This is a genomic window from Methanolobus sp. ZRKC4, from assembly GCF_045291305.1.
GTDB lineage: Archaea > Halobacteriota > Methanosarcinia > Methanosarcinales > Methanosarcinaceae > Methanolobus.
The window spans coordinates 730,651-756,410 of the sequence record NZ_CP146983.1 but is presented as its reverse complement, the minus strand read 5'-3'; the positions used below and the strand labels follow the sequence as shown (position 1 = coordinate 756,410).

Sequence of the window (25,760 nt, the reverse complement as noted above, 5' to 3'; positions counted from 1 at the left end):
GCACCCTGTTTACCAACGTACATTTACAATTCACATACACACATACAATTATAGGCTGGACTGTATGACCTTCCAAATGTGGAGGAACTAAAACAGGAACTACCTATAATAAGCATAACATTTCCAAGAGCAAAATAATTAAAGCAACAAATACTATCATCTAGAATGACCGAGGCAATGCTGATATGGGACAATCCTTTGTTGTTTGAGAAACTGTTCAAAGAGCATGGCATAAAGTGCCAGAGAATTGTATCTGAATCAATTGGCACACCTTTTACCCCGGCATGCAAATGTGTGGTTATTCCAACCGGTTTTGCGAATAAGGAATACACGAAGATCTTGCCTGGAATTGAAAGGAACGTTAAAAACTTCGAGAAATTTGTAAGCAGAGGCGGCAACCTCGTAATATTCAGCCCCATGGTACCTCATTACAAATACAACTGGCTTCCAATGGAACTCGAATACGTACAGCAACAACAGCAAGTAACCCCCGTCTGCAAAACAAAAGACCATGAAGCACAGTGTCTTGTCGAAGACACCTGCACTGAAGTAGAATTTGATGGATATTTCTCAAAAACAGATGCGGAAGTAGTGTTCAGTGATGAAACAGGAAACCCACTTATGGTTGTAAAGGAATTGGGAGATGGCAAAATAATTGCCACGACCATTCACGAGTTTCCATCAGGAAAGTTCCTTAAATGGATCAATGAAACTGCAAAAATGAGCAAATTGTAACTATTCTTTAAAATCCTTCTCAAGCTGCTCTGCAATATCTGCGGCATCAGGCACCCTGAGTACAAAGAGTCCAAAACATGGCTTGATGAACTGGAAGAACACCTCGTCTCCTTTTACTCCAACCGGAACATTATCCCCCATAAGAGCCACACCACGCAACCGATAACCACCGGCAACGTGATACACCTTATCAGACTTTTCCTGGATGAGTTTATCGCACTGAGCCGGAGTAGCTCCCTTTAACAGGATTTCAAATGGAATGTCATTGATACAAGCCATGGTAACACCTTATAGATTATTCAACAATAACAAGTTCACCAGTCTTTATACTTTTTTCCACGATACGACCTACTATTTTTCCACCAGTCATACTGGCAGCTTTTTCAGCCTGATCAAGCGGAAGGATAATAACGAAACCCATGCCCATATTGAATGTACGGTACATTTCCAGGTCATCAACATTGCCTTCATCCTGGAGGAACTTGAAGATAGCATTCGGTTCAAGAGGATCGTAGAAATCAAATCCAAGTTCGGTCACACGCTTAAGTTTCAAAAGGCCACTGCCGGTTATATGTGCAAGCCCATGTACATCACATTCCCTGATAACATCAAGGACCTCCATATATATACGGGTGGGTATGAGTAGTTCATCCCCAATGGTCGTAGAAGTATCCAGAGGGAAAGGATCATGATAAGAAAAGGATGATTGCTCTATGATATTTCTTACCAGAGTGTAACCATTGCTGTGAACACCAGCCGCAGGAATACCTACAATTGCATCCCCTACGCTAACTTTCTCACCTGTGATAATGTTTTCTTTTCTGACCATTCCAAGACAGGTGCCTGCAAGGTCAAAACCTTTAATGATGTCAGGAAGTGTTGCAGTTTCACCTCCTACGATGGACATCCGGGAAATCTCTGCACCCTTTCTCAGCCCTTCACCGATCTGGGCGGCGAATTCTTCATCATGTTTCTCAAGGGCCAGATAATCTACAAAGGATATGGGCTCGGCACCAATTGCCAGCAGATCATTTACATTCATTGCAATACAATCGATCCCGACAGTGTTCCAGCGCCTCATCTCATTTGCTATAAGAACCTTGGAGCCTACACCATCTGTTGCCAGCGCAAGAGCATATTCCCCGAAGTCTATGAGACCTGCATAATGTCCGATGCCTGTCAATGGTGCACCAAGACCCGTACGTTCGTAGCTCATACCTTTTGTAAGAGCCTTGATGGTAGTTTCCTCTTCCTCGATGTCAACTCCTGATTCCGCATAGGTGAGATGTTTATCTTTCATTGTGATCCCTGCATTACTGATCCAGTTCGAATTCCCCGTGTAGTATCCTGACAGCTTCAATTGATTGGGTAGTGCTCACAACAAAGGAGATGTTGTGTTGTGAAGAACCCTGACTGATCATTATGACATTAATATCTGCATTTCCAAGGGCATAAAATACCTTACCGGAAACTCCTGGAATTCCATCCATCCCGGCACCCACCACAGCAACAACACACACATCCCTGTCGTATGCAACCTCACCAACTACATTGTTGCTGAACTCAGACCTTATTGCAGCAACTGCCTGCTCAAGATGTTCCTCATTGACAATAAGAGTCATATTAGCTTCAGAAGAGCCCTGGCTGATCATAATGATGTTGACCCCGGCACTCGCAAGTACAGAAAAAACCCTTGCGGCAGTACCTATAGCACCAACCATGCCCGCACCTGAAATATTGATAAGGGCAACCTTGGATATCAGGGTTACAGCCTTTACTACATCTTCTATCTGGTTCTGTTCGGCCACAATCAATGTGCCTTCGAAATCAGGCTCAAAGGTATTCTTCACGCGCACAGGTATCTTGTGTGTGATAGCAGGCTCAATTGTCCTGGGATGCAGAACCTTTGCACCGAAATAAGACAATTCCATGGCCTCAATATAGGATATCTGAGGAATCGACCTTGCCTCCGGTACGATTTTGGGATCGGTGGTCATTATGCCATGAACCTCCTTCCACAACCAGATCTCATCAGCCTTCACTGCAGCACCGAGAATCGATGCGGAGAAATCTGAGCCACTACGTCCAAGAGTCGTGATAATCTCCTGCCGGTTCTGGGCTATGAAGCCGGTAACAACTGAGATGCTTTTTCCCAGTTGAGGAGTCATTTTCTCGTATATTCGGGAATAACTCTCCTCAAGAGGTTTAGCGTTACCATAATTTGAATCTGTGATAATTCCTGCCTCTCCACCTGTAAAAGATCTTGAGTTGATCCCCAGGGAGCAGATGGAACAACTGACAATCGGAGCTGCAAGGCGTTCGCCATAAGATGATATGTAGTCGATGGAGCGTGGGGTCAATTCTCCCAGGTAGCAGATACCTATGAGAGCCTTCTCAAGTTCATCAACACGCTTATCGATAGATTCTATGCATTCAGACCTCAGGTCGTCATTATCAACTGCAACATGAATAGCATCGTAATGTTTCTTAGTCAGATCGGCTATAAACTCTTTAACATGGGATACTTTACCACTTACGGATACTTCATTTGCCGTGTTCAGTAAGCCGTCCGTTACACCGCCAAGTGCCGATGTTACAACAATAAGCTCATCACCATTTTCATGATAGCGCTTCAGGAGCTCAGCCACATGCCGGATCTTCTCTCCGTTGGCAACGGATGTGCCGCCGAATTTCATTACGATTCTCATATTTAACCACGTTTAGTTTGTCTGCTAATTTCGTCTATAAACAGTAAAGACTAATATAAAGATTATGAGTAAAGCAAACATGGTTCCAAGGCAGATAAAATAAAAAAATTACCTGAATTTCTTAAAGAACATTAAAAACACAACAAAAACTCCTGCTGTCACAATTAGAGATACCATATTCGAAACATTAGATGTGGAAGGCAACGATGGTAAGGAGAAATTAGCGGACTTGTCAGAAGCAGTTCCATTCCCAAAACCTTCTGCTGCCGAACTTGCAAATTCCACAATTGATTCCGTAATATTGTCTTTTATGTTAACAGATACAGAGAATTCTTCAGAATAATAAGAGGCATCATCGTCGTCATCAATTGTCATCAAAGTTGCTTTGTGAATGCCAGCATCAAGTTCCCCGGTTACCGCCTTGTAAGTTCCAGGACTTACCTGATTCCTGCTATCCATAACTTCTCCGTCAATCAGGATACGAACCTCAGAATAGGATTCATCTAGATAATAATTGATAATAGCAACACGCCCGGCCTTCAATCCGCCATCGACCGGAGATTCAACATCTATATCAATACTTTCAGGAACACCAGTATTACCGGATACCGTATCCTGTTGCAACAACACGTGATTGAGAAAAACCGTAATTCCTTCATCAGTCTCAAAAAAACCTTTTACATTTGCAAGGAAGATGGTCTGGGGTCCCGTATCAGAGTAAACAGAATAATGAAAGTATTCCCCTTCCTCAACTTTATCCTCTTTTAGCAATTTGCCATTTAGCCGAAGTTCCAGGGATAATTCATCATCATCCACATCAGTAGCTTCAATAGTATAAAGACCAGCCAGTTCGAGTTCATCACCTTTTTTCAGTGAATAGCTTTTATCCAGGATCAGATAATCATCAACATCTTCTACCGGATCAAGATATTGCTCGATATAAATGGTGGAATACAATTTCCCATCCGAGTTCTTAACAGACCCCTCGGGAGTTATCCTCAGTATGAAATAGTCGATCTCTGTTTCATCATCCTCATCTTCATCTACTATTACAGAACGGATGTATTCCAGAGAATCATCTTCTTTTGCAAAATTATCATCAAGCTCAATCTCTTCTCCGTTCAGGTACAAGCTGATCCAGACATCACCGCTCTTGCTATTCATATCAAGAACCCTAAGAGAATATCCCTGCTCCAGGAATATCTCGTCCCTGACACTTACATCAGGTTCCGAATAGTGTATCATTGTCTTTGTCTCTAAGCCTGCAACGGGAGAGACACACAGGAAAACTACACAGATGCATATAATTACAAAATGTATATATTTCATCGAAACCTCACATCATAGAACCGGATAAAAACGGCGTAATGATATCTTACTTTGCAGGCATATTACTATCTTATGGTTTTTATTGATTACTATAAATATAGGTGAAAATAATGAAATATGTAGTACTCATAGGAGATGGGATGGCAGATGAGCCACTTGAAGAAATCGAGGGCATGACGGTTCTTCAGAAAGCCAATACACCCAATATGGATTATATCACCGCAAACGGCCGTGCAGGACTTGCAAGGACGGTGCCCGAAGGCTTCCCTCCCGGCAGCGATGTTGCCAATATGTCCATTATAGGTTATGATCCAGAAAAGTACTACTCAGGCAGGGCACCCCTTGAAGCTGCAAGCATGGGAGTCGAACTTGAAAAGGATGACGTTGCTTTCCGATGCAACCTTATTACGATCAAAGATGATATTATCGCGGACTACAGTTCCGGGCACATCACCAGTGAAGAAGCAAGGGAACTTATCGAAAGTATCGACTCTGAACTTGGTGATAACAGGTTCACTTTCTACCCGGGAATCAGCTACCGCCACCTTATGATAGCAAAAAACAGCCTTGGAGCAAATACCGAATGTACTCCCCCTCACGATGTAATTGATGAGAACAGGTACGAGCATATGCCAATGGGTGAGGACAGTGAGATCATAAGCGAGCTAACAGAAAGATCCATGGAAGTGCTAAAAGATCATCCTGTAAATAAAAAAAGAATTGAGAACGGGAAGAACCCGGGCAATTCAATCTGGTTATGGGGACAGGGATTTGCGCCTGCGTTTGTTCCGTTCAATGAGCTCTATGGACTTGAAGGTGCCATAATCTCGGCAGTCGACCTTGTTAAGGGAATAGGAATCTACGCAGGACTCGATGTGATTGAGGTTCCCGGAGCTACAGGATATCTTGATACCAATTATCTGGGTAAAGCGGAATATGCTATTGAAGCCCTCAAAGATCACGATTTTGTCTTCATTCATGTGGAAGCACCGGATGAGGCAGGCCACATGGGAGATATGAAAGCAAAGATACAGGCCATTGAGGATTTCGATGAAAAGGTCGTGGGAACCGTTCTTAAGAGTGCCATTGATATGGCAGAGGATGTAACAATAATGGTATTGCCTGACCATCCCACCCCTGTTGCACTCAGGACCCACACATCAGTGCCAATCCCCGTAGCTATATACTGCACCTCAGAAGAAGCGCCGGACAGTGCAGATGCCTTTGACGAGGATTCTGTTCAGAAAGGCTCACTCGGAACAGTATATGCACCTGACCTGGTGGGAATGTTAATCAATATGAAGTGAGCGGGACAATTACAAACCACACCGCTTGATGTCTTTTTCATGAGCCACTCCATGGCTCACCTTTTAGATGTAGAACTACGAGCATAATCATTTTTAGTGAGACTTACAATAAATGAAGCAGATAGTCCTCACCATAAATAGATGAATAAGCCCCCATAAGAATATGGGGCTTTCACTTTTTAATAACCCTGAATTTTGCGGCATCAGTTAGAAATATCATCATCCTTTGCTCAGTCGGGGTAACTGTCATCATCGCCGCAGAAAATACAATGCACATATAGTATATTATTCTTCTTGAAAGGTCTTTGAACAGACATACAAAAAAGAGAGAATATGATACAAAGTCATGTCTGAAACTCTTTAATATTGAGCAAATGAAAAGCGATTTCTTTATATAGCAGAGGATTAAACCTTTTAAAAGGTTGGTCATTCAGCATATTTGTACTCTGGAAAAAACAAGTAAAATATACTTTACTTTTTTCCACAAAGCCAGATGCCAATAGATAGCTTTGGCTTTTTCAAGTCAGGAAGAAATATGACTAGCATGAAGGAGTAAGGGCATGAGACGGGCATTAATTGAAACGATTAGCAGATCGGAAAAACGTAAAGATGTACTAATGCTGCTGCAGAACGGACCTGTGGAGATGCAAATTATCCTGAAGACCCTTAACGAAAGCAGGCCTGCTTTACTTCCCCAAATGAAAATACTTGAAGAAGGGCAGCTTGTGGTCAAAGAAAAAGATGCTTATACGCTCTCAAAGTTTGGAAAATTAATCGTCAATGATCTGCAACCACTTCTTAGTACTCTGGACATTCTCGAAGGTAAACTGGATTACTGGACAAAACACAACACCGATTGTATACCCAATGACCTTTTCAACAGATTGCGTGAACTGGAAAGTTGCGAACTTGTCGAGCCGGAATTGTGCGAGGCACTTGAACTTAGCAGAAAAGCGATTTACATGTGCATGAAATCAAAAAGTATTGATACTGTCACTTCATTCTATCATTCGGAATACCCATCATTGTTCATGAAATATGCAGAAAATGGAACAAACTTCAGGTGCATCTTTACAAATGAAGTCCTGTCCAGATTCACATTAGAAAATAAACAGCAATTACATGAACTAATACAATACCCAAATATGAAATTCTACATATACCCGGATAATCTAAACTTATCAGCCCTTATGGTAACACCTGATTTTATGCTGTTACGCCTGCTAACCGTAAGTGGCATCTATGATCCAAGATACATAATGGCATACAAGCAGAGTGCTGTTAATTGGAGTGAAGAGTTTTTTCAGCACTTAATAAGCAAATCCACTGTACTTGAAACACTCTGATTTCCATACGATTACTTTTTTTCATTGAAGGGAAAAACGGAGGCGAGGCAAACACGTTAAAAACGAATCAATGCAAGCTTCAATTATCTGGTTGGTTGGTTGGTTTAGACGAATGAAACCCTATGTTTGCCTCAATAAACCCACTCTCAAATATTATATTGGAGTTCAGCATACTTAAGATAAACTTGTCTTAATTTAATATGTGAGCATAAATTAGCATAGCAACATTTTTTTAAATTAAATAGAATCCTACTATCCGGAGAGTCCTAATTGAAAATGCATGCATTTACTGTGGAAAACATCCCTATGATCAAAAGAGGGGATGACATTGCATCGATCATCTGCGAAAGAACAAGTATTGAAGACAATGATGTCATAATTATAGCATCCACCATTGTTGCAAAAGCTGAAGGCAGGCAATTCAGACTAGAAAATATCACTGCAGGAGAAGCGGCAAAAGGAATAGCAAACAAACATGACATTGATCCAAGATTTGTGCAGGCAGTCCTTGACCGCAGTCATGAGATACTGGTGGATTATCCAATATTTCTCGTAGAAACAGACAACGGACATGTTTGTATCAAAGCAGGAATAGATGAATCAAATGTAGAAAATGGCTATATGCTCGACCTTCCCCAAAATTCAGACCAGAGTGCGAAAGATATCGGCGAAGGTATTGAAAGCAAGGCAGAAAAAAAAGTAAGCGTTATAATTACTGACACCAACGGTAGGGCATTCAAGATAGGCCAGACAGGTATTGCAGTTGGAGTGTACAAAATACATCCGATAAAAAACTGGAAAGGGCAAAAGGATCTCTTTGGAAACACACTGGAAGTGACCGAGGAAGCCATAGCTGATGAGATTGCAGGTGCTGCCAATCTGCTGATGGGTGAAGGTGACGGAGGATACCCCGTAGTAATCCTGAGAGGACTGGAACTCAGGTCTGAAGATGGGTCAATAAAAGAAATGTATCGAAGTGACCGTGAAGATATAATCAAAAAAGGACTTCGCTGTTTAAGCAAAGTCTGATATCGGCATGTTAACTACTTCAACACCTGCCTGTGAGAAGAATTCAAGAGAATCGGTATCTGGATAAGGGTGAATGTAGATGACTCGTTTGATATTGGAATTGATGATCATCTTGGTACACAATATGCATGGCTGGTGAGTGCAGTAAAGTGTCGCACCATCAGTACTCACTCCATGTAGTGCAGCCTGAATGATAGCATTCTGTTCAGCATGAACGGCCCTGCATTTCTCATGACGTGTACCTGAAGCAATGTTATTTTGCTGCCTGATGCAACCTATGTCAAGGCAATGTTCCATGTTCCGTGGAGCACCGTTGTAGCCTGTGGAAACTATACGCTTATCCCTTGCAATTACAGCGCCAACCTTGTTTCTAAGACATGTAGAACGTTTAGCCACAACCGTGGCTATCTCAAGGAAATACTCGTCTATACTTGGCCTGTCATTCATTGTTTAAGAGAAGCAGTAAGTGGTATATATAAGTTATAGTGTAAGAGTGTATTCATCAATTTTAAAAAATAAAAGTATGGATTGAGAACTTATTATTCTGGAGCATAAAACATGGAAGTCGGTTTGACTGAACGTTTAGATTCTTTTGTTAGAAAGCACAACGATCGCCAGCTTGCAGCAATCCCGCTTACAATATTTGTAATCTCATTATTGATACTTGCATTCACATTTGCAAGTAGCGGCGCACCTGTAAAGCTTGGTATGGAATTTAAGGGCGGAACAATGGTCTCTGTGGCAACAGAGGAAAGTGTACAATCCATTGAACTAAAATACTCAGATTATCCCCTAACTGATATCAGACAGGCCGGAAACCGTTTGATAATGCAATTTGGACCAATGAGTAACGAACTACAACAGGAACTTGTCAGTGATGTGATAGATTCCTATGATAATGTCGAAATAAACCAGATCGGACCTGTATATGGAGAAGCCCTTCAGAAACAGGCTGTTAAAGCGGTTATTATATCATTTATCGGAATGGCGATTGTGGTCTTTTTGATATTCAGGACATTTATTCCGTCACTGGCAGTAGTATTGTCAGCATTATCCGACATTTTCATTGCAGCGGCGTTCATGAACATCGTTGGAATCGAATTGTCCCTGGGAACAGTTGCAGCCCTGCTCATGCTCATTGGTTATTCCGTTGACAGTGACATTTTGCTCACCACAAGAGTACTCAAAAGACGCGGAACCCCACAGGAAAACATTAGCAATGCAATGCACACGGGTGTAACCATGACAACCACTACTTTAGCTGCCCTTGTAGTAATGTACCTGGTATCAACTTACTCATACTTACTAAGTTCATCACTTTCACAGATCACTCTTCTTTCAGACATATCCATTGTCCTGATATTCGGACTGGCCGCAGATATGATGAACACCTGGATGCTTAACACATCAATACTCAGGTGGCATGTGACAGGCGTAGGCACAAGGAGGCGTAAAGCATGAAAGACGATGAACAACAGAGTTTATTAAAGGACCTAAGAGTAATCGTCTTTATTCTGGCAATTATCGGGTCTGTAATCTTCATACACCCATGGTATTCTTCAGATGAAGGTTTCACAAGCAATCTCAACTATGGACTTGACCTGGAAGGTGGCTCCTGGCTTCAGTTAAAACTTCAGGGAGCTGTTGCAGAACTTGATGCTGATAATGGTCTTTTAGTTAAGGAAATAGTCAATATCAATCTTGGAGAAGAAGTGGAGATACGATCGGTTGATGAAGGAACTGATGAAACTACGATAACTTTTACTTCAGATTCAATACTCACAAATAATCAGATGGATCAGCTTGCAGTGGGCCAAACCACCATCTCCCGAACCAACAATGTGACAGAGGTCATACTTCACTCTTCAAAAGTGACACTGATAAAAACATATCTTGCAGACTCACTCAAAGCAGAAGTCCTGCCTACACTTGTTTCTGACACTGTCGAATATGAGATAAGAACTGCCATTTCACAGGAAGATCTTCAGGAACTCATGGCAGCTGTCGGCGGCTCAATTGTAACTGACATAAATGGAGATGCACTTTACAAAGAAGGCGTCACAACAGAAACAAGGGACATGACCAAGGAAATACTGAGTGACAAGCTCAATTCCCTTGGACTTAAGGACATACCAGTAAAAACAGTGGGTGATGATTACATACTCATTGACTTTGCAGGAATTGACCTTGCAACTGCCAAGAATATCGCTGAAAAACCGGGTAAATTCGAGATAAGAATTCTGACCCAGGGCAACGAATCAAAGCACGTCCTTTATGGAGATGAAATAGCAGCTGTCAGTATTGTGGGATTCCACGAGGATGAAGGACAGTGGTACGTACCATTCACACTAACGGATACAGGTGCCCTTGCACTTCAGGAAGTTGCGACCGAAACCGGTGCGACTACAGATCCGATGTCGCATAATCTGGTAATGTATCTGGATGATAATGAAGTTTACAGCGCACCATTAAGTTATTCAGCTGCATCCAGACTTGAAGAAGTGCCAATATACGCATGGCAGGCATCTACCGGACCTGATGAAGATAGTAAAACAAGAGCCGAGGAATTGCAGATTCACCTGCGTGCGGGAGCACTACCTGTCAATGTAGAACTCATGGGTTCAGGTCATGTTGACGCTTCACTGGGTGCTCAATTCAAGAGTCAGGCAGTCATCGCAGGACTGCTTGCACTGTTTGCGGTTGCACTCGTTATTTACAGACGCTATCGCAAACCAGAGATTCTCATACCTATGGTGGGTACTTCCATCTCCGAAGTGATCATGATCCTTGGTTTTGCAGGTGCTGTCGGCTGGCAACTTGACCTGCCAAGTATCGCAGGAATTATCGCGGTCATAGGTACGGGTATAGACCATCTGGTGATAATTACCGATGAGGTACTCTATGAAGGCAAACTTCCGCCAAGAAAAGTATATTTGTCCAGGATCACAAAGGCATTCAGCATAATATTCGCTGCTGCGGCAACAACTATCATAGCAATGTCACCACTTGTGGTGATGGGCTTTGGCGCACTCAAAGGATTCGCCATTACAACAATAGTTGGTGTCCTGATAGGTATACTGATCGCAAGACCTGTATATGCAAAAGTAATCCATGAAGTTCTTCAGGCAAACTCAACAGACGTTGAATAAAAGGAAAAGGTGATAATTTGAAGGATCTGTGGACTGTAAAATATCGGCCTGAAAGCCTTGATGAAATAGTCGGCAATGAACAATCATTAGACATGGTCAGGAAGTTGGCCATGTCCAATAACCTTCCACATTTTGTATTCCACGGACCTGAAAACTCAGGCAAGTCAAGCACAGCTTTTGCGCTTGCCCACCAATTATATGGAGAAGGTTATGAACGTAACCTGGCATACTTCAACGCATCCGATTTCTTCGAGCAGGGAAAAAGATACATTGTCAGGGACAAGAGATTCACCCGCATAATCGGGACTGATGATCCAAAGAAGATCAATAAAAGCGTGATAAATATCTTCAAGGACATCATCAATGAATATGCAGGTATGCCACCTGTAGATTCGGATTTTAAGATAATATTCATTGATAATGCCGAATCACTCAATTCTGATTCACAGCACGCCTTGAGAAGGATAATGGAAAAGTATACAGCTTCGTCTCGCTTTATACTTTCAACAACCCAACCTTCTAAGCTGATAAGCCCTCTTAGGTCAAGGGGTTTGCAACTATTCTTCACACATGTTTCAGATGATAAACTTGCAAATTTCATTAGCACAATCGTTGATGCCGAGGGGCTTCAGATCAATAGTGACGGTATTGATGCACTGGTATATCATGCAAGAGGCAATATTGCAAGGGCATTGAACACACTCCAGATAGCATCCGTACAATCTGCAGATGAGAGTATTGGACCTCAACAAATATACGATTCAACACTGGGAGAGCAATCAGAGAACATAGCAAGTCTCTTTGAATCAATAACTTCAAAGAACATTCTTGAAGCTAGGAAATACATTGATGCCCTCATACTCGAAGAAGGATTGTCCGGGCAGGAAATACTACTCCAGCTGCACAAGGTCACAGTGAATTCTAACGAAGCGGATGACATCATTGCCAAATGGGTCACAAAAATAGCAGACACTGATTTTTACCTGACAGAAAGTGCAAACGACAGAATACAGCTGGAAGCACTGGTTGCAGGATTCTGTCAATGATTCGAATATAATCTCAATATTTTCACGGTTAAAATGACTGAAAATGACTTTGAAACAGCCTGCAGAAGCATGTTGGATATGGTACTTAATGGCCAGATAACTAACGATAAGCAACTAAGTGAAACTAAGAAAAAGATTGCAAAACAGTTTCGTCTTTCAACCCTTCCGAAGAATGCCGACGTAATCATGGCCGGAAACCAGGAAGAGCAGGAAAAAGTGCGGGATATACTACGCCGCAAACCAGTGCGCACCATCTCAGGAGTGGCAGTCATTGCCGCAATGACATCACCTGCCCCCTGTCCCCACGGAGTATGCGTACCCTGTCCAGGAGGACCGGCTTCAGAGTTCCATTCGCCACAAAGCTATATGGGTAGGGAACCTTCCACAATGCGTGCGATCCAGTATGAGTACGACCCATACAGGATTGTTACCGGAAGGCTGAAACAGCTCAATCAGATAGGACATGAAGTAAAAAAAGCCGAACTCATCGTAATGGGTGGCACTTTTTCTGCCAGGTCGATAGACTATCAGGAATGGTATACAAAACGCTGCCTGGAAGCCATGAACGATTTTTACGGGGACTCCTGGAGGCAGCGGGCAAACCCAATTGGAAAGACAGTTCCATATTTTACAATAGAAGATGTTCAGAAGGCAAACGAGACATCAGAAGTAAGGAATACGGGCATTACCTTTGAAACACGCCCCGATTGGGCAAAAAAAATCCACATTGATAAGATGCTCGAACTTGGAGCAACTAAAATCGAAATTGGTGTTCAAAGCACTTACGATTTTGTTCTGGAGAGAATGAAAAGAGGGCACACGGTGGCTGATAGTATTGAAGCTAACCGCATTCTCAGGGATAGTGGCCTGAAAGTAGGTTTCCATATGATGCCCGGGCTTCCTGGAATGGATTCGGAAAGGGAAATCCGAAATTTTAAAAGATTATTCATCAATTCAGGATTCAAACCGGATTATCTGAAGATATATCCCACACTTGTAACAGAAGGTACTGAACTTAACGAGATGTGGGCAAACGGGGAATACCAGGCGATAAGCGATGAAGACGCTGTCGGGATTCTTGCAGAGATAAAGTCCCTTGTCCCTAAGTGGGTTCGATTGCAGCGTATTCAGCGAGACATACCTGCCCAGCAGATACTGTCAGGTGTCAGGAAAAGCAATATCCGACAGCTTGCACAGGACCGTCTTGGTCAGCAGGGTGGCAGGTGCCGCTGCATCAGATGCCGGGAAGTGGGTCACAACATCCTGCAGGGAAAAGAACCTGATATAGAAAATATAGAGCTCACTGTCGAAAGTTATGATTGCTGCGGCGGAAAAGAGCACTTCATTGCATTTGAAGACCTTAAAAAAGATATATTGATAGGTTTCCTTAGATTAAGGCTTCCTGACAACCCTCACCGTAAAGAGCTAGAAAATGCTGCTCTTGTAAGAGAACTCCATATATTCGGATCATCCGTGGCTGTGGGAAAGAATGCTGGAAATAATGATTGGCAGCACAGAGGATATGGCAGAGAACTCATTTCAAAGGCAGAAGAAATTGCATTGGATTTTGGATATGCGAAGATTGCAATAATAAGCGGTATTGGTGTGCGTCAGTACTACCAAAAAGCAGGTTATGAACTGGAAAATGTTTATATGACAAAGAATCTGAACATAAACTAAACCAGAAAGGATTATTAGTAAAGAGAACTGATGTGGAGTCAGTATAATATATAAATAAGTAATAATAATGTGTATTCTGATTAAAACGTAGGGGACTAAATATTGGACTCGGAATTGCTTGAACAGGTTGTCAATAACTTAAAAGAAATAAATTCCAAACTTGATCGACTCATTTTACAGGCTGAGTTCAAAGAAGATCAGGTCGGTGAGAAAAGCAAAATAATAGCAGATTCTCTTGATGTAATAACGCTACTTTCCCTACCAGATCACTTAAGGACTACTGCAACGACTTTATTTGAAATTGGTCCGGCAACAGCAGACGAGATTGCAAACGTGACAAATAAGGAAAGAGCTGTCGAAAGTAATTATCTCAACCAACTTGTCAGAATGAATCACGTCAAAAAATATAGAGACGGAAGGAAGGTTTATTTCCGCATAAATGAAAGCTTGAGGAAAAAATGTATAGAATGACATTAATTCTTTGGATGAATTTCAATATTGATTCAAAGTATTAAAATTAATCAATAATTAATGAAGGAAACATGACTCTTACATTAGCAATACACTCCTCCAAAGGTGGAACAGGAAAAACAAGCATCGCAGTAAATCTGGCAGTAGCTTTCGCATTAGAAGGAAAAAATACATGCTTGATCGATCTGGACCTTAGAGGACCATCCCTTTGTTCTATGTTCGAACCAGGAACTCATTTCTGGATCAACGATTTCTTATCAGGAAAATGTAGCCTGAAAGACACCATGAACGACTTTCAAAAAGACATCGAAACTGATGGCCACATGTACGTGAGTTTTTCTAATCCTGATATAAAAGAGATAAGGGACCTTGTGAGCAAGGATCGAAACTGGCAAGCAGGAGCCCTTAAAGCACTTATGAATGGGAAAAAAGAACTTGCTTATCAAAATATGGACATCATTATATTTGATACCAGTCCAGGTGTAGAATATGAGTCCATAAATGCTGTTGCCGCATCGGATATGGTAATTATTGTGCACAATGATACAACTGCATGTTTCAATTGCACTGAGCAATTAATAAAAGGTGTTTACACTCTTCTTGACAAAAAATGTGCAATCGTAGATAACATGCACCACGGTAATTGTCTTGATATAATAGAGAAGAAAAGATACGGTGCACCTGTTATTGCAACTATACCCTGTATGTGCGAAATTGCGACCCGCGGCAGAAATGAGATACTTGTTAACTCAGACCCTGAACACTTGTTCTCTAAAAGTATTACAGCAATCAAAGATAAAATAGTAGAAATGCAATAAGAACTCATTGTTCCTAAGTGTCTTTTTTATTTTTCTTTTATAATGTTCAACACATCATTTTGAAGATATTCGTCCAAATCCTGGGTTTTCTTATCCTCAATATCTTTTTCGACATCATCTGATGAGAGTATTATGTCTTTGAATACAACAACCAGTACATAAACCAGAAATGCAGGGAAAAATGCGAGTATTGTCCGTTCCACAGGATAAAGAAAGATCACTGACTTATACATATTTACAGGTAGATCATATAATAGATAACAGGTAATACTTCCTGCCATGTGATCAGACAGAACACCCATTAATGAAGCCAAAAATAGAGATAAGAATATGTATGCTTTAGAAGTAACGGTTTTCACCAAAATTGATTTTTCGAAATATACGAAGATGCCAAGTATCAGCAAATGATACCATGGATAAAAATAGGCTTCCCTTCCCACATCAAGCATGTACCATGCAACAATAAGTACAAAAAATATACTTTTTGCAGCCTTATGTTCCCTGTTGACAACAAGACCCGAAACTATTGAACTAAGTGCAATGAATAGAATCGAAAGTACCGAAAACGTATTCATAGAGAGATACTTACCACTTGTTAGTTCATACAAAAGAAAACCAGTTGTTGACACGATGGAACCCCAGAAAGGACCAAAGAGCATACCATTCAGTGCTCCAAAGGAAACAACGGAGCTTATTTTTGTGCCTTCCATGCCTGCTACATTCATGAAATCTGGCATATATATTGAAAAATATGTCAAGATTATACCAAATATAATGTAAATTATTTTTACATCATTTTTTACTCGCAATTTCGGCAACAATTTTGGAAGCACGTATCCTAAATTGGATATTGAATTATATAAACGTTTATGCTTGAATATAATAAATTACTTTAAAATCAGTAAGCTTCCCTGATTTTAAAAAAGATAGAGACGATAATGATGCAATTGTTGTATATACATGAATTTTGAGCCATATACATTAATTCAAGCCAGATGAATCAAGGTATCAGATAGATACACCAAAAATGGTGTGTCGACATTAAACCAAATATTTTCAGTGGGCAACTCAAAATAAATAATATTAACCGTAAAATATAAAATGATTTTTTTAAATGATTAATAAAAAAGTAGTGCACCGTGTTTAAAAAACAAATAAACAAACAATCATAATAAATTGATTATGAGTCAATAGGTAGCGTTTAGTTAGCAAATAAACTGACAACAAACTTGATAAATAAAATAACTAATTATACGATTAAACTAATTTATACTATGAATATAATCTTATACCCCGGGTTACCTTTAAATAAAACTTTGTATATACAGTAATTTTTAGAAAGAAAAAATCTAAACTCCCATTCATAAAATTTGATGAAAAACCTAAATATAAGAGAAAGGAAGGTAAAACATGAAAATCAGAGTTGTAAGTTCAAAAGAAGAAATCAACACCCTTGGACCAAATGAAGAGATTGTGCACCTTGCATTCAGACCATCAAACACCGATATATTTTCCCTGGTAATGAAATGCCCAAGCGTAAAAGCACTTCACATACCAAGCTCCTACAAGAGAACAATTTCAAATTCCGCAAAAATGTACCTTGAAATGCAGGGAATCGACCTTCTGGAAGGCGACGTATGGGGACACAGGAAAGATATCAACGAATATTCAGAAGTATCACAGGGTGTCTACGACCGCATAGACCAGTACAGAGAAGACGGACTCTCAGAAGACGAAATCGAAGACAAAATGATCAGAGAGACAAGACTCAGTCCCGACTTCGTTAAATTCCTTGTTAAACAATAAAAACAGTATGCATCCGGCTAAAAGCCGGAAACCCTTTCTATTTTCATTATTTATTCACCGTATACCTGGACAAGTACTTTTCTTGAACGTGGACGGTTATCCAGGTCTATGAAAATAATCTGCTGCCATGTTCCAAGCTGAATATTTCCTTTAACCAGAGGAAAGGATTCACTTTGGCCAAGAATTGACGCCCTGATGTGAGAGTGACCATTCCCATCATGCCAGCGCTCATTGTGAAAATAAGTAATACCTTCCGGAGCCAGTCTTTCAAGTGCTTCTTTAAAATCACGGACCAGACCAGGTTCGAATTCAATAGTCGTTATTGCAGCAGTTGAGCCTGGTACATATACAAGCACAATCCCATTACTAAAACCAGATGATGCGGCCAGCTCAGAAACATAAGGAGTAATATCCAGAACATCCGCGTTTCCGGATGTATCCAGATTGAACTCAGCACTGAACACTGACATTGGACTAAATAACCTCAATTCATTTCATTCAACTTTAAACCGACCACTGACATAGCAACTATGAATATCACAAGTGAGAAAACAAACCCGTATTCCTGAGGAAATAGATTCCTCATCTGATGTGCTGCGGCAAAAAGTATCAGCAACAATACTACAGAACCTATTGAAGATATAATTTCCAGATTTTTCTTATTCATCACTGCTAATTGAGTTAACAGGTACATCAATCTAACGAGTTGCATAATATAACCAAGGCAATATTTAATATAAGCTTGAAAAGAATATAATTTCAAAAACGTGATAATACAATGACAGAATTTGAAAGAGTACTTGTCCAGTCATTCAACGCATTCTTCGAAGAGAAAAAAATGAAGGGAATCTCATATCGGCTTAAACAGCACAGGTTCACCTCACAGTTCCTGGATGTACTTGTTGATTCACTTGACCCGGATTATTATATGGGAATAGAATGCAAGAGCATTTCTGTGGATAAAGGTGCAAAGGCACTTTATTTCACACAACATTTCACAACTGATAAGAATGGTGCCCACCAGATAGAAAGAATATCCGACTTTTTATTACGATCAGGGAGAACCGGATTTCTTGCAGTTGAATTGAAAATGGGCGTTGGACGTGCAAGAGAAGCATATATGATACCATGGACAGAGCTTTGCAAGAAATATAACGAAGAAGGCATTCCAAAGGTAACCGTGGAAGAGATACAGAGTTACCCGAGAATAGAAAGAGCGAGTAACAAATACCTGATCGATCCGAAAGGATGGAAAAAATCCAGAGTGATAGAATAAGAGGATAATAAACATGTCTGAAACTATGACCATGATGGCAGAGCATGCCCGGGAATGCGCTGAAGAGATCAAAAAATACGAGGAGATACAGCTGGTATCCCACATCGATGCAGATGGAATAACATCAGCAGCCATTATTTCAAAAGCCCTGGAAAGAGCAGGTATCGGCTCTGAGATGATGTTTGTCAAACAGCTTGATGAAACAATCGTAGAAAAACTTGCGGATATGAACCCAGAACTTACGATATTCACAGACCTTGGAAGCGGGCAACTGGAGCATATCAATAATTACGGAGTACATGCTATTGTTTCAGACCATCACCGACCACAGGGAGAGACTAAATTTCACCTGAACCCTCACCTTTACGGAGCAAACGGTTCTTACGAGATAAGTGGTTCAGGAACAACATTTATACTTGCATCCCAACTTGGTGATAACCGTGACCTTGCGGACCTTGCGATAGTGGGATGTGTTGGCGACATGCAAAATCGCAAGCATGGAAAACTTGTGAGCCTTAACAGGATGATACTTGAAGCAAATCCTGAAGTAATAATTCCTAAAAAGGATATCTCACTTTTTGGAAAACAGACACGACCAGTGTACAAAATGATACAGTATTCATCCGATCCATTTATTCCCGGGCTCACCGGTAATGAGGATGCATGCATTGACTTTCTTGCCAGGGTAGGCCTTCAGTTCTCAAATGATGAGAAATGGAGAAGATGGATAGACCTTTTGGAAGAAGAAAAAATGAAAGTTACATCATCCCTTATGCAATACTCCATGCAACACGGCATGTCATCCTACAATATCGGCAGGCTGGTATCAGAGGGCTACATACTCCTTTCCGAGCAGGAAGGTACTGAAATGAGAGACGCATCAGAATATTCTACACTCCTTAATGCCACAGGAAGATACATGAAAGCGGAAGTTGGAATGCAGGTATGTATGGGCAACCGGGACGAAGCCTACAGAGAAGCACAGGACCTATTGCAAACCCACCGCAAGAACCTGGTAGAAGGATTGAACTTTGTAAGAGATAATGGGGTGACCCAGCTATCGCACCTTCAATTCTTTGATGCAGGCAGCAGTATACCGGAAACCATTGTCGGTATTGTTGCAGGAATGAGCCATGCTTCCAATAACCGCCGCATCCCAATCATAGCATTTGCAGACAAGGATGACGGGCATAAGGTATCGGCAAGAGGCACACAGGAACTTGTCAACAAGGGACTCAATCTTTCGGAAGCCATAAGCCAGATATGCCAGGAAATAGGAGGAGCAGGCGGAGGTCATGATATCGCAGCAGGAGCTACTGTTCCCTTTGGTAAAAAAGAAGAATTCATAGAGAAACTAAACTCAATAATAGCATCCCAGATAGTCAGTAAGGCATGATGCTTAAAAATTGATTTCAAAGATCGTTGATGTGTTTCAGTTCATTAATATCCATCAACGTAGACATTGCATTGGTTCTGATAGGAATTCCATGCTCCTGGACTATTGCCATGGGATTCGTGCCGCCGATTACGACAATACCAAGGTGGTCCCTCTCAACCGGAACATCCAGTATCCTTGTGTTGGGCTCACCTACTTCCAAAATCCCCGTAATACCTGCATCAACCATATCCGAGAGCGTGCTGTCTATGATATCCCTTGCAACCATGGGTGCTTCCCTGAGATTCGCAAGAATCTTTCCGGTACCGGTCCTGAGCATTTCCATAACAGATGTTAGCTCCTGGGACATCAGTACTTCCAGAGGATCTATTGTGGTACTTTGATAAGTGAGCACATTTGTAAAACGCAGAGGAACACCATCACGAATTTCTACAAGGCCACCGAACCGGGGTTTAATCATCACACCCGCTTTCAGCAGGATGCCGTCAATGGTGATACTGCATACTGTTGCAAAGCCTACCTCATCTTTTCCTATAACCCGCTCTCCCACAGAGTCACCTTCATGCAACACTTTCAACATGGGACTTACAGCGAGACCACTATTGATGGCAAGGCTGAATATCTTAAGGACATCTTCAAAATCCCGTTTGTCAATCAGGGAAAGGTTGACGATGACATCTCCTTCCATAGTTTTAGGATTGAAGGTCGTCCTGAACATCAGGTCCTCTATTTTCGATGACGTGAATTGAATCTGGTTATTCCTTTGCAAAGACATACCTCTAACCGTTTAGTAGTTGCCAACCATTTATAGTTTCTCATAGTAAAAAGATACTATTCAAAGAGATGTTATCTTCCCGAATATTTCCATATGATCCTGCGGATGAACAAGGAAATCGAGTTTACCTATATCATTCACGATATCATACATATCCTCACCACAGAAAAGACCAGCTTCGGGATAATCCATTGGTTTTATGAATCGTATATCCGGCACTTCCCTGTAATCCGGATTCTTTTCAAACCCACCGGTCAGAAGATAGTATGCCCCACCGAAGAGTTTCTTAATAGGCTCATAAAGAGATGCAAAATCACGGCATACCCAGTTAGCCATTTTAAGTGTATCATCTGAATTATTGATAGTTATATGGCCATAACCCGGCGGAACAAGAGCAAGATCTCCTGCCTTTGCCTCACAGACAATCACATCTACGATCTCGTCACCCTCTGCTTTCTGAAGAAGATAGGTAGCCTCACCCTCCAGTACCTGATAGAGTTCAGCATATGACACATTCTGCCCCGGAACCGGAGGATGATAATGACCGGCAGTCTTGACGTATTCATCACTCAACATTGCAGGAGGAATTATAGTAATGTCATACCTGAGGCCATTTTCTTCTATTTTTGCGTGGTCGGACTCATTCTTTGAGAGATCACGATACATGTAATAAAGTTCAATGTTATCCTGTAAGCGCAGCCATGCCTGATCATGCACGACCTCATCCATATCATGAAGCATCCTGATATCAGGATGATGAACGTTCCCATAAAAATCCAACTCGTTACCCATTTAATCACACTTTACCATTTTTACCAAAAAGCAAATCCACTAAGCTATATTTGACCCACACTATTTATTTTTGCCGCAACAGTATTAATTAGATTACTTACTTTCCAAATGCTCAAGTATCTTTTTTGCGAGTTGCTCACTTATACCATCCAGACCAGACAGATCCCCCACTGAAGCAGACCTTATCTTATCAATGGAATCGAAGTTCTCAAGCAAAATACGCTTTCTGGAAGGCCCTACACCAGGAATAGAATCCAGTTCCGAATGTGTAAGACTGGCAGACCGCCTTCTTCGGTGGGAACTTACTGCAAACCTGTGCGCTTCATCACGAATATGCATCAGTATTTTTAATGCAGATGACGTGTGTGGGAGAATTATAACCTCATCGGGGCCTTTTTTGGTGGTAATAATATGTTCGAAACGCTTTGCCAGGCCAATCAAAGGAATATCAAGTCCTAAGGCATCCAGAGAAGATTTGGCTGCTCCTACCTGCCCCGGTCCGCCGTCGATGAGTATAAGATCAGGTAATGATCTGTTTTCTTTCAACAGGCGTGAATATCTCCGGCTTACTACCTCAGCCATCATTGCGAAATCATCGATTCCCTTGACCGTACGTATGTTATGTTGACGATACTTGTCGTTAGCCGGCATTCCGTCTTCGAAGACTACCATCGACCCCACGGCATTAGTACCAGAGATATTGGAAATATCAAAGCCTTCTATGTGTTGGGGCATGGAGTCCAGGGACAAGACCTTTTGCAATTCCTCAAGTGCTGCAATGGCTGATTCTGACGGTGCAGGCTTTAGTTGTGCCATCCTCATTGACATCTGAGCATTCCTTTCAGCCATCTCAATGAGTTTTTTCTTTTCACCCCGTTGTGGCACATGCACCCTTACATCCCGACCGGAACGCTGGCAAAGCCACCTTACTATAAGTTCTTTTTCAGGAATTTCATGCTGTACGAGTATTTCCGGTGGGATGGGTGAATCCTGATAATACTGTTTCACAAACTGAGCCATGGATTCTTCAATATTTTCCGATACATCAGCACCAAGAAGTGTGAAGTCCGCCTTGCCGACCATACTACCATGGCGCACATAGAAAACCTGTATGTATATCGTTTTCTCGTCAGATACTGCAGCCAGTACATCACGGTCATCAGTACCGGATGTTGCGATCTGCTGTTCTGAGAGATATTTTACAGATTCGATCTGATCCCGCACCTCGGCAGCAGATTCATAATCCTGCTCCTTAGCCAGTAATCTCATCTTTGCTTCCAGTTCCTTTAAAATTCCCGATGTTTCACCCTTCAGAAAACGAACAGCCTCCATCACCCTTTTGCGATATTCTTCCTTATCGAGTCTTTCCCTACATGGAGCCATGCAGCGTTTGATATGGTAATTGAGACATGGACGGGATTTGCCCGGCTCTATTTTCTTCCTGCACCGGCGAAGCATGAAAATCCGGGAGATTAGGTCAAGTGTTGTTCGGATAGCCTTTGCATTAGTGTAGGGACCAAAATAAAGAGCATCATCCATGAGCCGCCGACGAGTCAGGAATATCCGTGGAAACTTCTCATTGATAGTGACCTTGACATAAGGATAGCGTTTATCATCCTTCAGGCGAACGTTGTAACGAGGCTTGTACTTCTTAATGAGGTTGGCCTCAAGCACAAGAGCATCGATTTCGGTGTCTGTAACGATAAATTCTATATCGTCGATCTGCTTTACCAGTACACGCGTCTTGGGAATCTGGCTGGCAGATGAGTGAAAATAAGAACGTACCCTTTTAATAAGGGATATGGCTTTTCCAACGTAGATAATATCTCCCGTATTATCTTTCATCAGGTATACGCCGGGAGAATCAGGGATCTTGCTTAGATCGGGAACCATATCAAATGCTTTCGGAGAACTTATGTTCTATGAATCGGGGAAGGGTCATTTCCATTATAGTCTTGAGATTCACAATATCCTCGCGATTATATTTCAGCAGCAGGTCAAGTGCATCCTCATCCCCGCGCTCATACTGGTGCCAGAGGCGTACAGCGTCAAAGCCACTTATACCAACAGTTTCTTCAGCTCTTGAAATACCAAGTTCGCATTCTATTTTTTTCAGGCCGCCTGAAAGAGAGATGCGGCGCAGTGGATACATAAGATCTGCATGTAACTGGTTGAATTCAATTTGAGGAAACTCGCGTTTGATGAAAGGAAGATCGAACCTTGCTCCGTTGAAGGTCACAAGGAATTCATATTTAGAAAAAACATCTACGACCTCATTCAGGTCTATGCCTTTTACATAGGTCTTAGCCTCTTTTCCGTCATATATCCCTACAACCGTGATGTATGAGCTGCCAGGGGAAAGACCGGTGGTCTCTATATCAACATAAGCAACCTTTCCTGAAAATTCCCTGAATGCACGCCAATGTTCTGCTTTTGGAAGCGATCTTGCAAAGAATTCAAAATCCCTTGACTCCAGCCTTTCAGCAGATTCTTTGATGCCAGTCATGATCATCTCTTTTTTAGAAGGAGATATCAGAAGCTCATCCCTTTTATCCATGAAGTCATCCCAGGTCCTAACCCCACCGGACCATATCCTTTTTTCCACAGTTGTACCAATCCGTGGCATATGAATGTATGTACTTGTAAGCATGATAATTTCCCTTTTTCAGTTATGATAGATGATATTGATAACTATGATGTTCTACCTGCAAGTGCTAAATAAAATAAGGTTTGATATATATATGTTGGATTCAATCCCTACACTTATAATATAGTAATTTTTTAATTAATTGTAATCAGGAGAGAAAGATGAGCAAAGTTGCAGTTATCGGATCAGGCAATGTAGGTGCCACCACAGTTCAGAGACTTGCGGAACTTAATATTGCAGATATCGTGATGCTCGACATCGTTGAAGGAATGCCGCAGGGAAAAGCACTGGACATACTCCAGGCTGCCCCGCTTATTGGTTACGATGTCGATGTGATCGGAACCAATGATTATGCAGACATCAGTGATTCAGATGTTGTAGTAGTTACCGCAGGAATTGCACGCAAACCCGGGATGGAGAGGGATGATCTGCTTGCAACAAATATCAAGATCACGCAGCAGGTATGCGAAAATATAGAAAAGTATGCACCTGATGCTATTATCATAACAGTGACTAATCCTCTTGATATTATCACCTACGCTGCCCTGAGATGCACACAATCTGACAGGAACAGAGTGTTCGGGATGAGCGGATTGCTGGATTCAGGCAGATTCGCTTCGTTCATCGCACAGGAGATTAATTGCTCTGTCAAAGATATCAACGCAATGGTACTGGGCGGGCATGGTGATTCAATGGTCCCACTCCCGGGACATACTACAGTATCAGGCATACCACTGACCAGCCTGATGGATGAGGATGCTATTAACAGAATCATTAAGAGAACTGTTAATGCAGGTGCCGAAATAGTCGGACACCTGAAAACAGGAAGCGCATTTTACGCACCTTCCGCTGCAATTGCATGCATGACCGAGGCCATATTGAAAGATACAAAAAGAATAGTTCCAGCTTCTGTTCAACTTGATGGGGAATACGGCCTGAAGGATATATGCCTGGGAGTTCCTGTAAAACTTGGAAAAAAGGGAGCAGAAGAAATAATAGAACTTGAACTTAGCAGCCAGGAAATGGCAGCTCTGGAAAGATCTGCTAATGCAGTCAAAGAAGGAATTGCAAAGATACGTCCCTAAGTAGCGTTAAAATTGTGCAATTAAGTACTAAATCATCGACTTACATACAAATATTGATATATAAGTAAAATATAAGTAAGAGGGGATATCATGCGAGTAGACATAACTTCACTTTTCGGCTTGAATATTTACACTGACACCGGCACATATGTAGGAAAGGTTGCTGACCTTGTTCTGGATGTTGACGAAAGAGCAGTAAAAGGAATCGCCGTATCTTCTATCAACAAGGACATCTTCGATGTTACTTCAAAGGGCGTTATAATTCCCTACAGATGGGTGATCACCACAGGCGACATTGTTCTGATAAGAAATATCGTGAACAAATTCAAAAAGCAGCCTAAGAAAGAACCTGAAGATTGATCGGT

At 41.5% G+C, this 25,760-nt stretch carries 27 protein-coding genes; 15 read left to right on the top strand and 12 right to left on the bottom strand.

The window, feature by feature from the left end; translation table 11 throughout:
* Positions 1-165 precede the first annotated feature (165 nt).
* Positions 166-735 carry a hypothetical protein gene (locus V7O67_RS03935; RefSeq protein WP_342306109.1) on the top strand — a complete coding sequence of 190 codons (570 nt, stop codon included), beginning with the start codon at positions 166-168 and terminating at the stop codon, positions 733-735.
* Here V7O67_RS03935 and V7O67_RS03930 read toward each other — a convergent pair whose 3' ends face one another.
* From V7O67_RS03930 to V7O67_RS03915, 4 genes are all read right to left on the bottom strand, one after another.
* Positions 736-1,014 carry a DUF1894 domain-containing protein gene (locus tag V7O67_RS03930; RefSeq protein WP_342306110.1) on the bottom strand — a complete coding sequence of 93 codons (279 nt, stop codon included), beginning with the start codon at positions 1,012-1,014 and terminating at the stop codon, positions 736-738.
* A 16-nt stretch (positions 1,015-1,030) separates the two neighbouring features.
* Positions 1,031-2,035: a phosphoribosylformylglycinamidine cyclo-ligase gene (gene purM, locus V7O67_RS03925; RefSeq protein WP_406670955.1), complete on the bottom strand. Its 1,005-nt coding sequence runs from the start codon at positions 2,033-2,035 to the stop codon at positions 1,031-1,033.
* Positions 2,036-2,048: 13 nt separating this feature from the next.
* Entirely contained in the window at positions 2,049-3,443 is a 1,395-nt protein-coding gene (locus V7O67_RS03920; protein ID WP_406656434.1) for an aspartate kinase, read from the bottom strand.
* A gap of 108 nt (positions 3,444-3,551) precedes the next feature.
* A complete protein-coding gene (locus V7O67_RS03915; RefSeq protein ID WP_406670954.1) occupies positions 3,552-4,772 on the bottom strand; it encodes a hypothetical protein in 1,221 nt (406 codons plus the stop codon).
* Between the two features lie 110 nt (positions 4,773-4,882).
* On the opposite strand from V7O67_RS03915, the gene V7O67_RS03910 reads away from it, so the two are divergent.
* The 3 genes from V7O67_RS03910 to V7O67_RS03900 all read left to right on the top strand — a co-directional run bounded on the left by V7O67_RS03910 (position 4,883) and on the right by V7O67_RS03900 (position 8,454).
* Positions 4,883-6,079, top strand: coding sequence for a cofactor-independent phosphoglycerate mutase (locus V7O67_RS03910; protein WP_406670952.1), 1,197 nt, complete (start codon positions 4,883-4,885; stop codon positions 6,077-6,079).
* 560 nt (positions 6,080-6,639) lie between these two features.
* Positions 6,640-7,425, top strand: a complete 786-nt coding sequence (locus V7O67_RS03905) for a winged helix-turn-helix domain-containing protein (protein WP_342306115.1) — start codon at positions 6,640-6,642, stop codon at positions 7,423-7,425.
* Between the two features lie 270 nt (positions 7,426-7,695).
* The gene (locus V7O67_RS03900) at positions 7,696-8,454 is read left to right on the top strand and encodes a coenzyme F420-0:L-glutamate ligase (RefSeq protein ID WP_406670950.1); all 759 of its coding nucleotides are present in this window, start codon (positions 7,696-7,698) and stop codon (positions 8,452-8,454) included.
* Here the strand turns inward: V7O67_RS03900 and V7O67_RS03895 are convergent.
* Positions 8,440-8,901, bottom strand: a complete 462-nt coding sequence (locus V7O67_RS03895; protein ID WP_342306117.1) for a cytidine/deoxycytidylate deaminase family protein — start codon at positions 8,899-8,901, stop codon at positions 8,440-8,442. The two genes, V7O67_RS03900 and V7O67_RS03895, sit on opposite strands and share 15 nt — an antisense overlap.
* A 111-nt stretch (positions 8,902-9,012) precedes the next feature.
* Here V7O67_RS03895 and V7O67_RS03890 point away from each other — a divergent pair, with 111 nt between their 5' ends.
* The 6 genes from V7O67_RS03890 to V7O67_RS03865 all read left to right on the top strand — a co-directional run bounded on the left by V7O67_RS03890 (position 9,013) and on the right by V7O67_RS03865 (position 15,618).
* Positions 9,013-9,915 carry a protein translocase subunit SecF gene (locus V7O67_RS03890; protein WP_342306118.1) on the top strand — a complete coding sequence of 301 codons (903 nt, stop codon included), beginning with the start codon at positions 9,013-9,015 and terminating at the stop codon, positions 9,913-9,915.
* A complete protein-coding gene (locus tag V7O67_RS03885) occupies positions 9,912-11,603 on the top strand; it encodes a preprotein translocase subunit SecD (RefSeq protein WP_406670947.1) in 1,692 nt (563 codons plus the stop codon). Before V7O67_RS03890 ends, V7O67_RS03885 begins: the two co-directional genes overlap by 4 nt.
* 17 nt (positions 11,604-11,620) lie before the next feature.
* Positions 11,621-12,649, top strand: coding sequence for an AAA family ATPase (locus V7O67_RS03880; protein WP_406670945.1), 1,029 nt, complete (start codon positions 11,621-11,623; stop codon positions 12,647-12,649).
* Positions 12,650-12,682: 33 nt separating this feature from the next.
* Positions 12,683-14,329, top strand: coding sequence for a tRNA uridine(34) 5-carboxymethylaminomethyl modification radical SAM/GNAT enzyme Elp3 (locus V7O67_RS03875; protein ID WP_406670943.1), 1,647 nt, complete (start codon positions 12,683-12,685; stop codon positions 14,327-14,329).
* Between the two features lie 102 nt (positions 14,330-14,431).
* Positions 14,432-14,800: a helix-turn-helix domain-containing protein gene (locus V7O67_RS03870; protein ID WP_342306122.1), complete on the top strand. Its 369-nt coding sequence runs from the start codon at positions 14,432-14,434 to the stop codon at positions 14,798-14,800.
* A gap of 71 nt (positions 14,801-14,871) precedes the next feature.
* A complete protein-coding gene (locus tag V7O67_RS03865) occupies positions 14,872-15,618 on the top strand; it encodes a MinD/ParA family protein (RefSeq protein WP_342306123.1) in 747 nt (248 codons plus the stop codon).
* A gap of 26 nt (positions 15,619-15,644) precedes the next feature.
* On the opposite strand, the gene V7O67_RS03860 is transcribed toward V7O67_RS03865, so the two are convergent.
* Complete coding sequence (locus V7O67_RS03860; protein ID WP_406670941.1) at positions 15,645-16,355, bottom strand: hypothetical protein; 711 nt, start codon at positions 16,353-16,355, stop codon at positions 15,645-15,647.
* A gap of 673 nt (positions 16,356-17,028) precedes the next feature.
* Between V7O67_RS03860 and V7O67_RS03855 the strand changes: the two genes are divergently transcribed.
* On the top strand, positions 17,029-17,424 hold the full coding sequence (locus V7O67_RS03855; protein ID WP_406670940.1) for a DUF1699 family protein: 396 nt from the start codon (positions 17,029-17,031) through the stop codon (positions 17,422-17,424).
* A 50-nt stretch (positions 17,425-17,474) separates the two neighbouring features.
* Here the strand turns inward: V7O67_RS03855 and V7O67_RS03850 are convergent, their stop codons facing one another.
* Together V7O67_RS03850 and V7O67_RS03845 are read right to left on the bottom strand one after the other, a co-directional pair.
* Complete coding sequence (locus V7O67_RS03850) at positions 17,475-17,894, bottom strand: secondary thiamine-phosphate synthase enzyme YjbQ (protein WP_406670938.1); 420 nt, start codon at positions 17,892-17,894, stop codon at positions 17,475-17,477.
* 14 nt (positions 17,895-17,908) lie between these two features.
* Positions 17,909-18,091 carry a hypothetical protein gene (locus V7O67_RS03845; protein WP_342306127.1) on the bottom strand — a complete coding sequence of 61 codons (183 nt, stop codon included), beginning with the start codon at positions 18,089-18,091 and terminating at the stop codon, positions 17,909-17,911.
* Positions 18,092-18,202: 111 nt separating this feature from the next.
* On the opposite strand from V7O67_RS03845, the gene V7O67_RS03840 reads away from it, so the two are divergent.
* A complete protein-coding gene (locus tag V7O67_RS03840) occupies positions 18,203-18,700 on the top strand; it encodes a hypothetical protein (RefSeq protein WP_342306128.1) in 498 nt (165 codons plus the stop codon).
* A gap of 13 nt (positions 18,701-18,713) precedes the next feature.
* Positions 18,714-20,096 carry a DHHA1 domain-containing protein gene (locus V7O67_RS03835; RefSeq protein WP_406670936.1) on the top strand — a complete coding sequence of 461 codons (1,383 nt, stop codon included), beginning with the start codon at positions 18,714-18,716 and terminating at the stop codon, positions 20,094-20,096.
* 16 nt (positions 20,097-20,112) lie between these two features.
* Here V7O67_RS03835 and V7O67_RS03830 read toward each other — a convergent pair whose 3' ends face one another.
* The 4 genes from V7O67_RS03830 to V7O67_RS03815 form a co-directional block, all read right to left on the bottom strand.
* Entirely contained in the window at positions 20,113-20,865 is a 753-nt protein-coding gene (locus V7O67_RS03830; RefSeq protein WP_406670934.1) for a DUF128 domain-containing protein, read from the bottom strand.
* Positions 20,866-20,931: 66 nt separating this feature from the next.
* Entirely contained in the window at positions 20,932-21,663 is a 732-nt protein-coding gene (locus V7O67_RS03825; RefSeq protein ID WP_342306131.1) for a glucose-6-phosphate isomerase family protein, read from the bottom strand.
* Positions 21,664-21,756: 93 nt separating this feature from the next.
* Positions 21,757-23,556 (bottom strand): excinuclease ABC subunit UvrC, encoded by a 1,800-nt coding sequence (gene uvrC / locus V7O67_RS03820; protein ID WP_406670932.1) that lies wholly within the window; start codon positions 23,554-23,556, stop codon positions 21,757-21,759.
* A gap of 1 nt (position 23,557) precedes the next feature.
* Positions 23,558-24,313: a ribonuclease H-like domain-containing protein gene (locus tag V7O67_RS03815; protein WP_406670930.1), complete on the bottom strand. Its 756-nt coding sequence runs from the start codon at positions 24,311-24,313 to the stop codon at positions 23,558-23,560.
* Positions 24,314-24,471: 158 nt separating this feature from the next.
* On the opposite strand from V7O67_RS03815, the gene mdh reads away from it, so the two are divergent.
* Both mdh and V7O67_RS03805 read left to right on the top strand, forming a co-directional pair.
* Entirely contained in the window at positions 24,472-25,395 is a 924-nt protein-coding gene (mdh, locus tag V7O67_RS03810) for a malate dehydrogenase (RefSeq protein ID WP_406670928.1), read from the top strand.
* Positions 25,396-25,485: 90 nt separating this feature from the next.
* A complete protein-coding gene (locus tag V7O67_RS03805) occupies positions 25,486-25,755 on the top strand; it encodes a PRC-barrel domain-containing protein (protein ID WP_406656411.1) in 270 nt (89 codons plus the stop codon).
* Positions 25,756-25,760 lie beyond the last annotated feature (5 nt).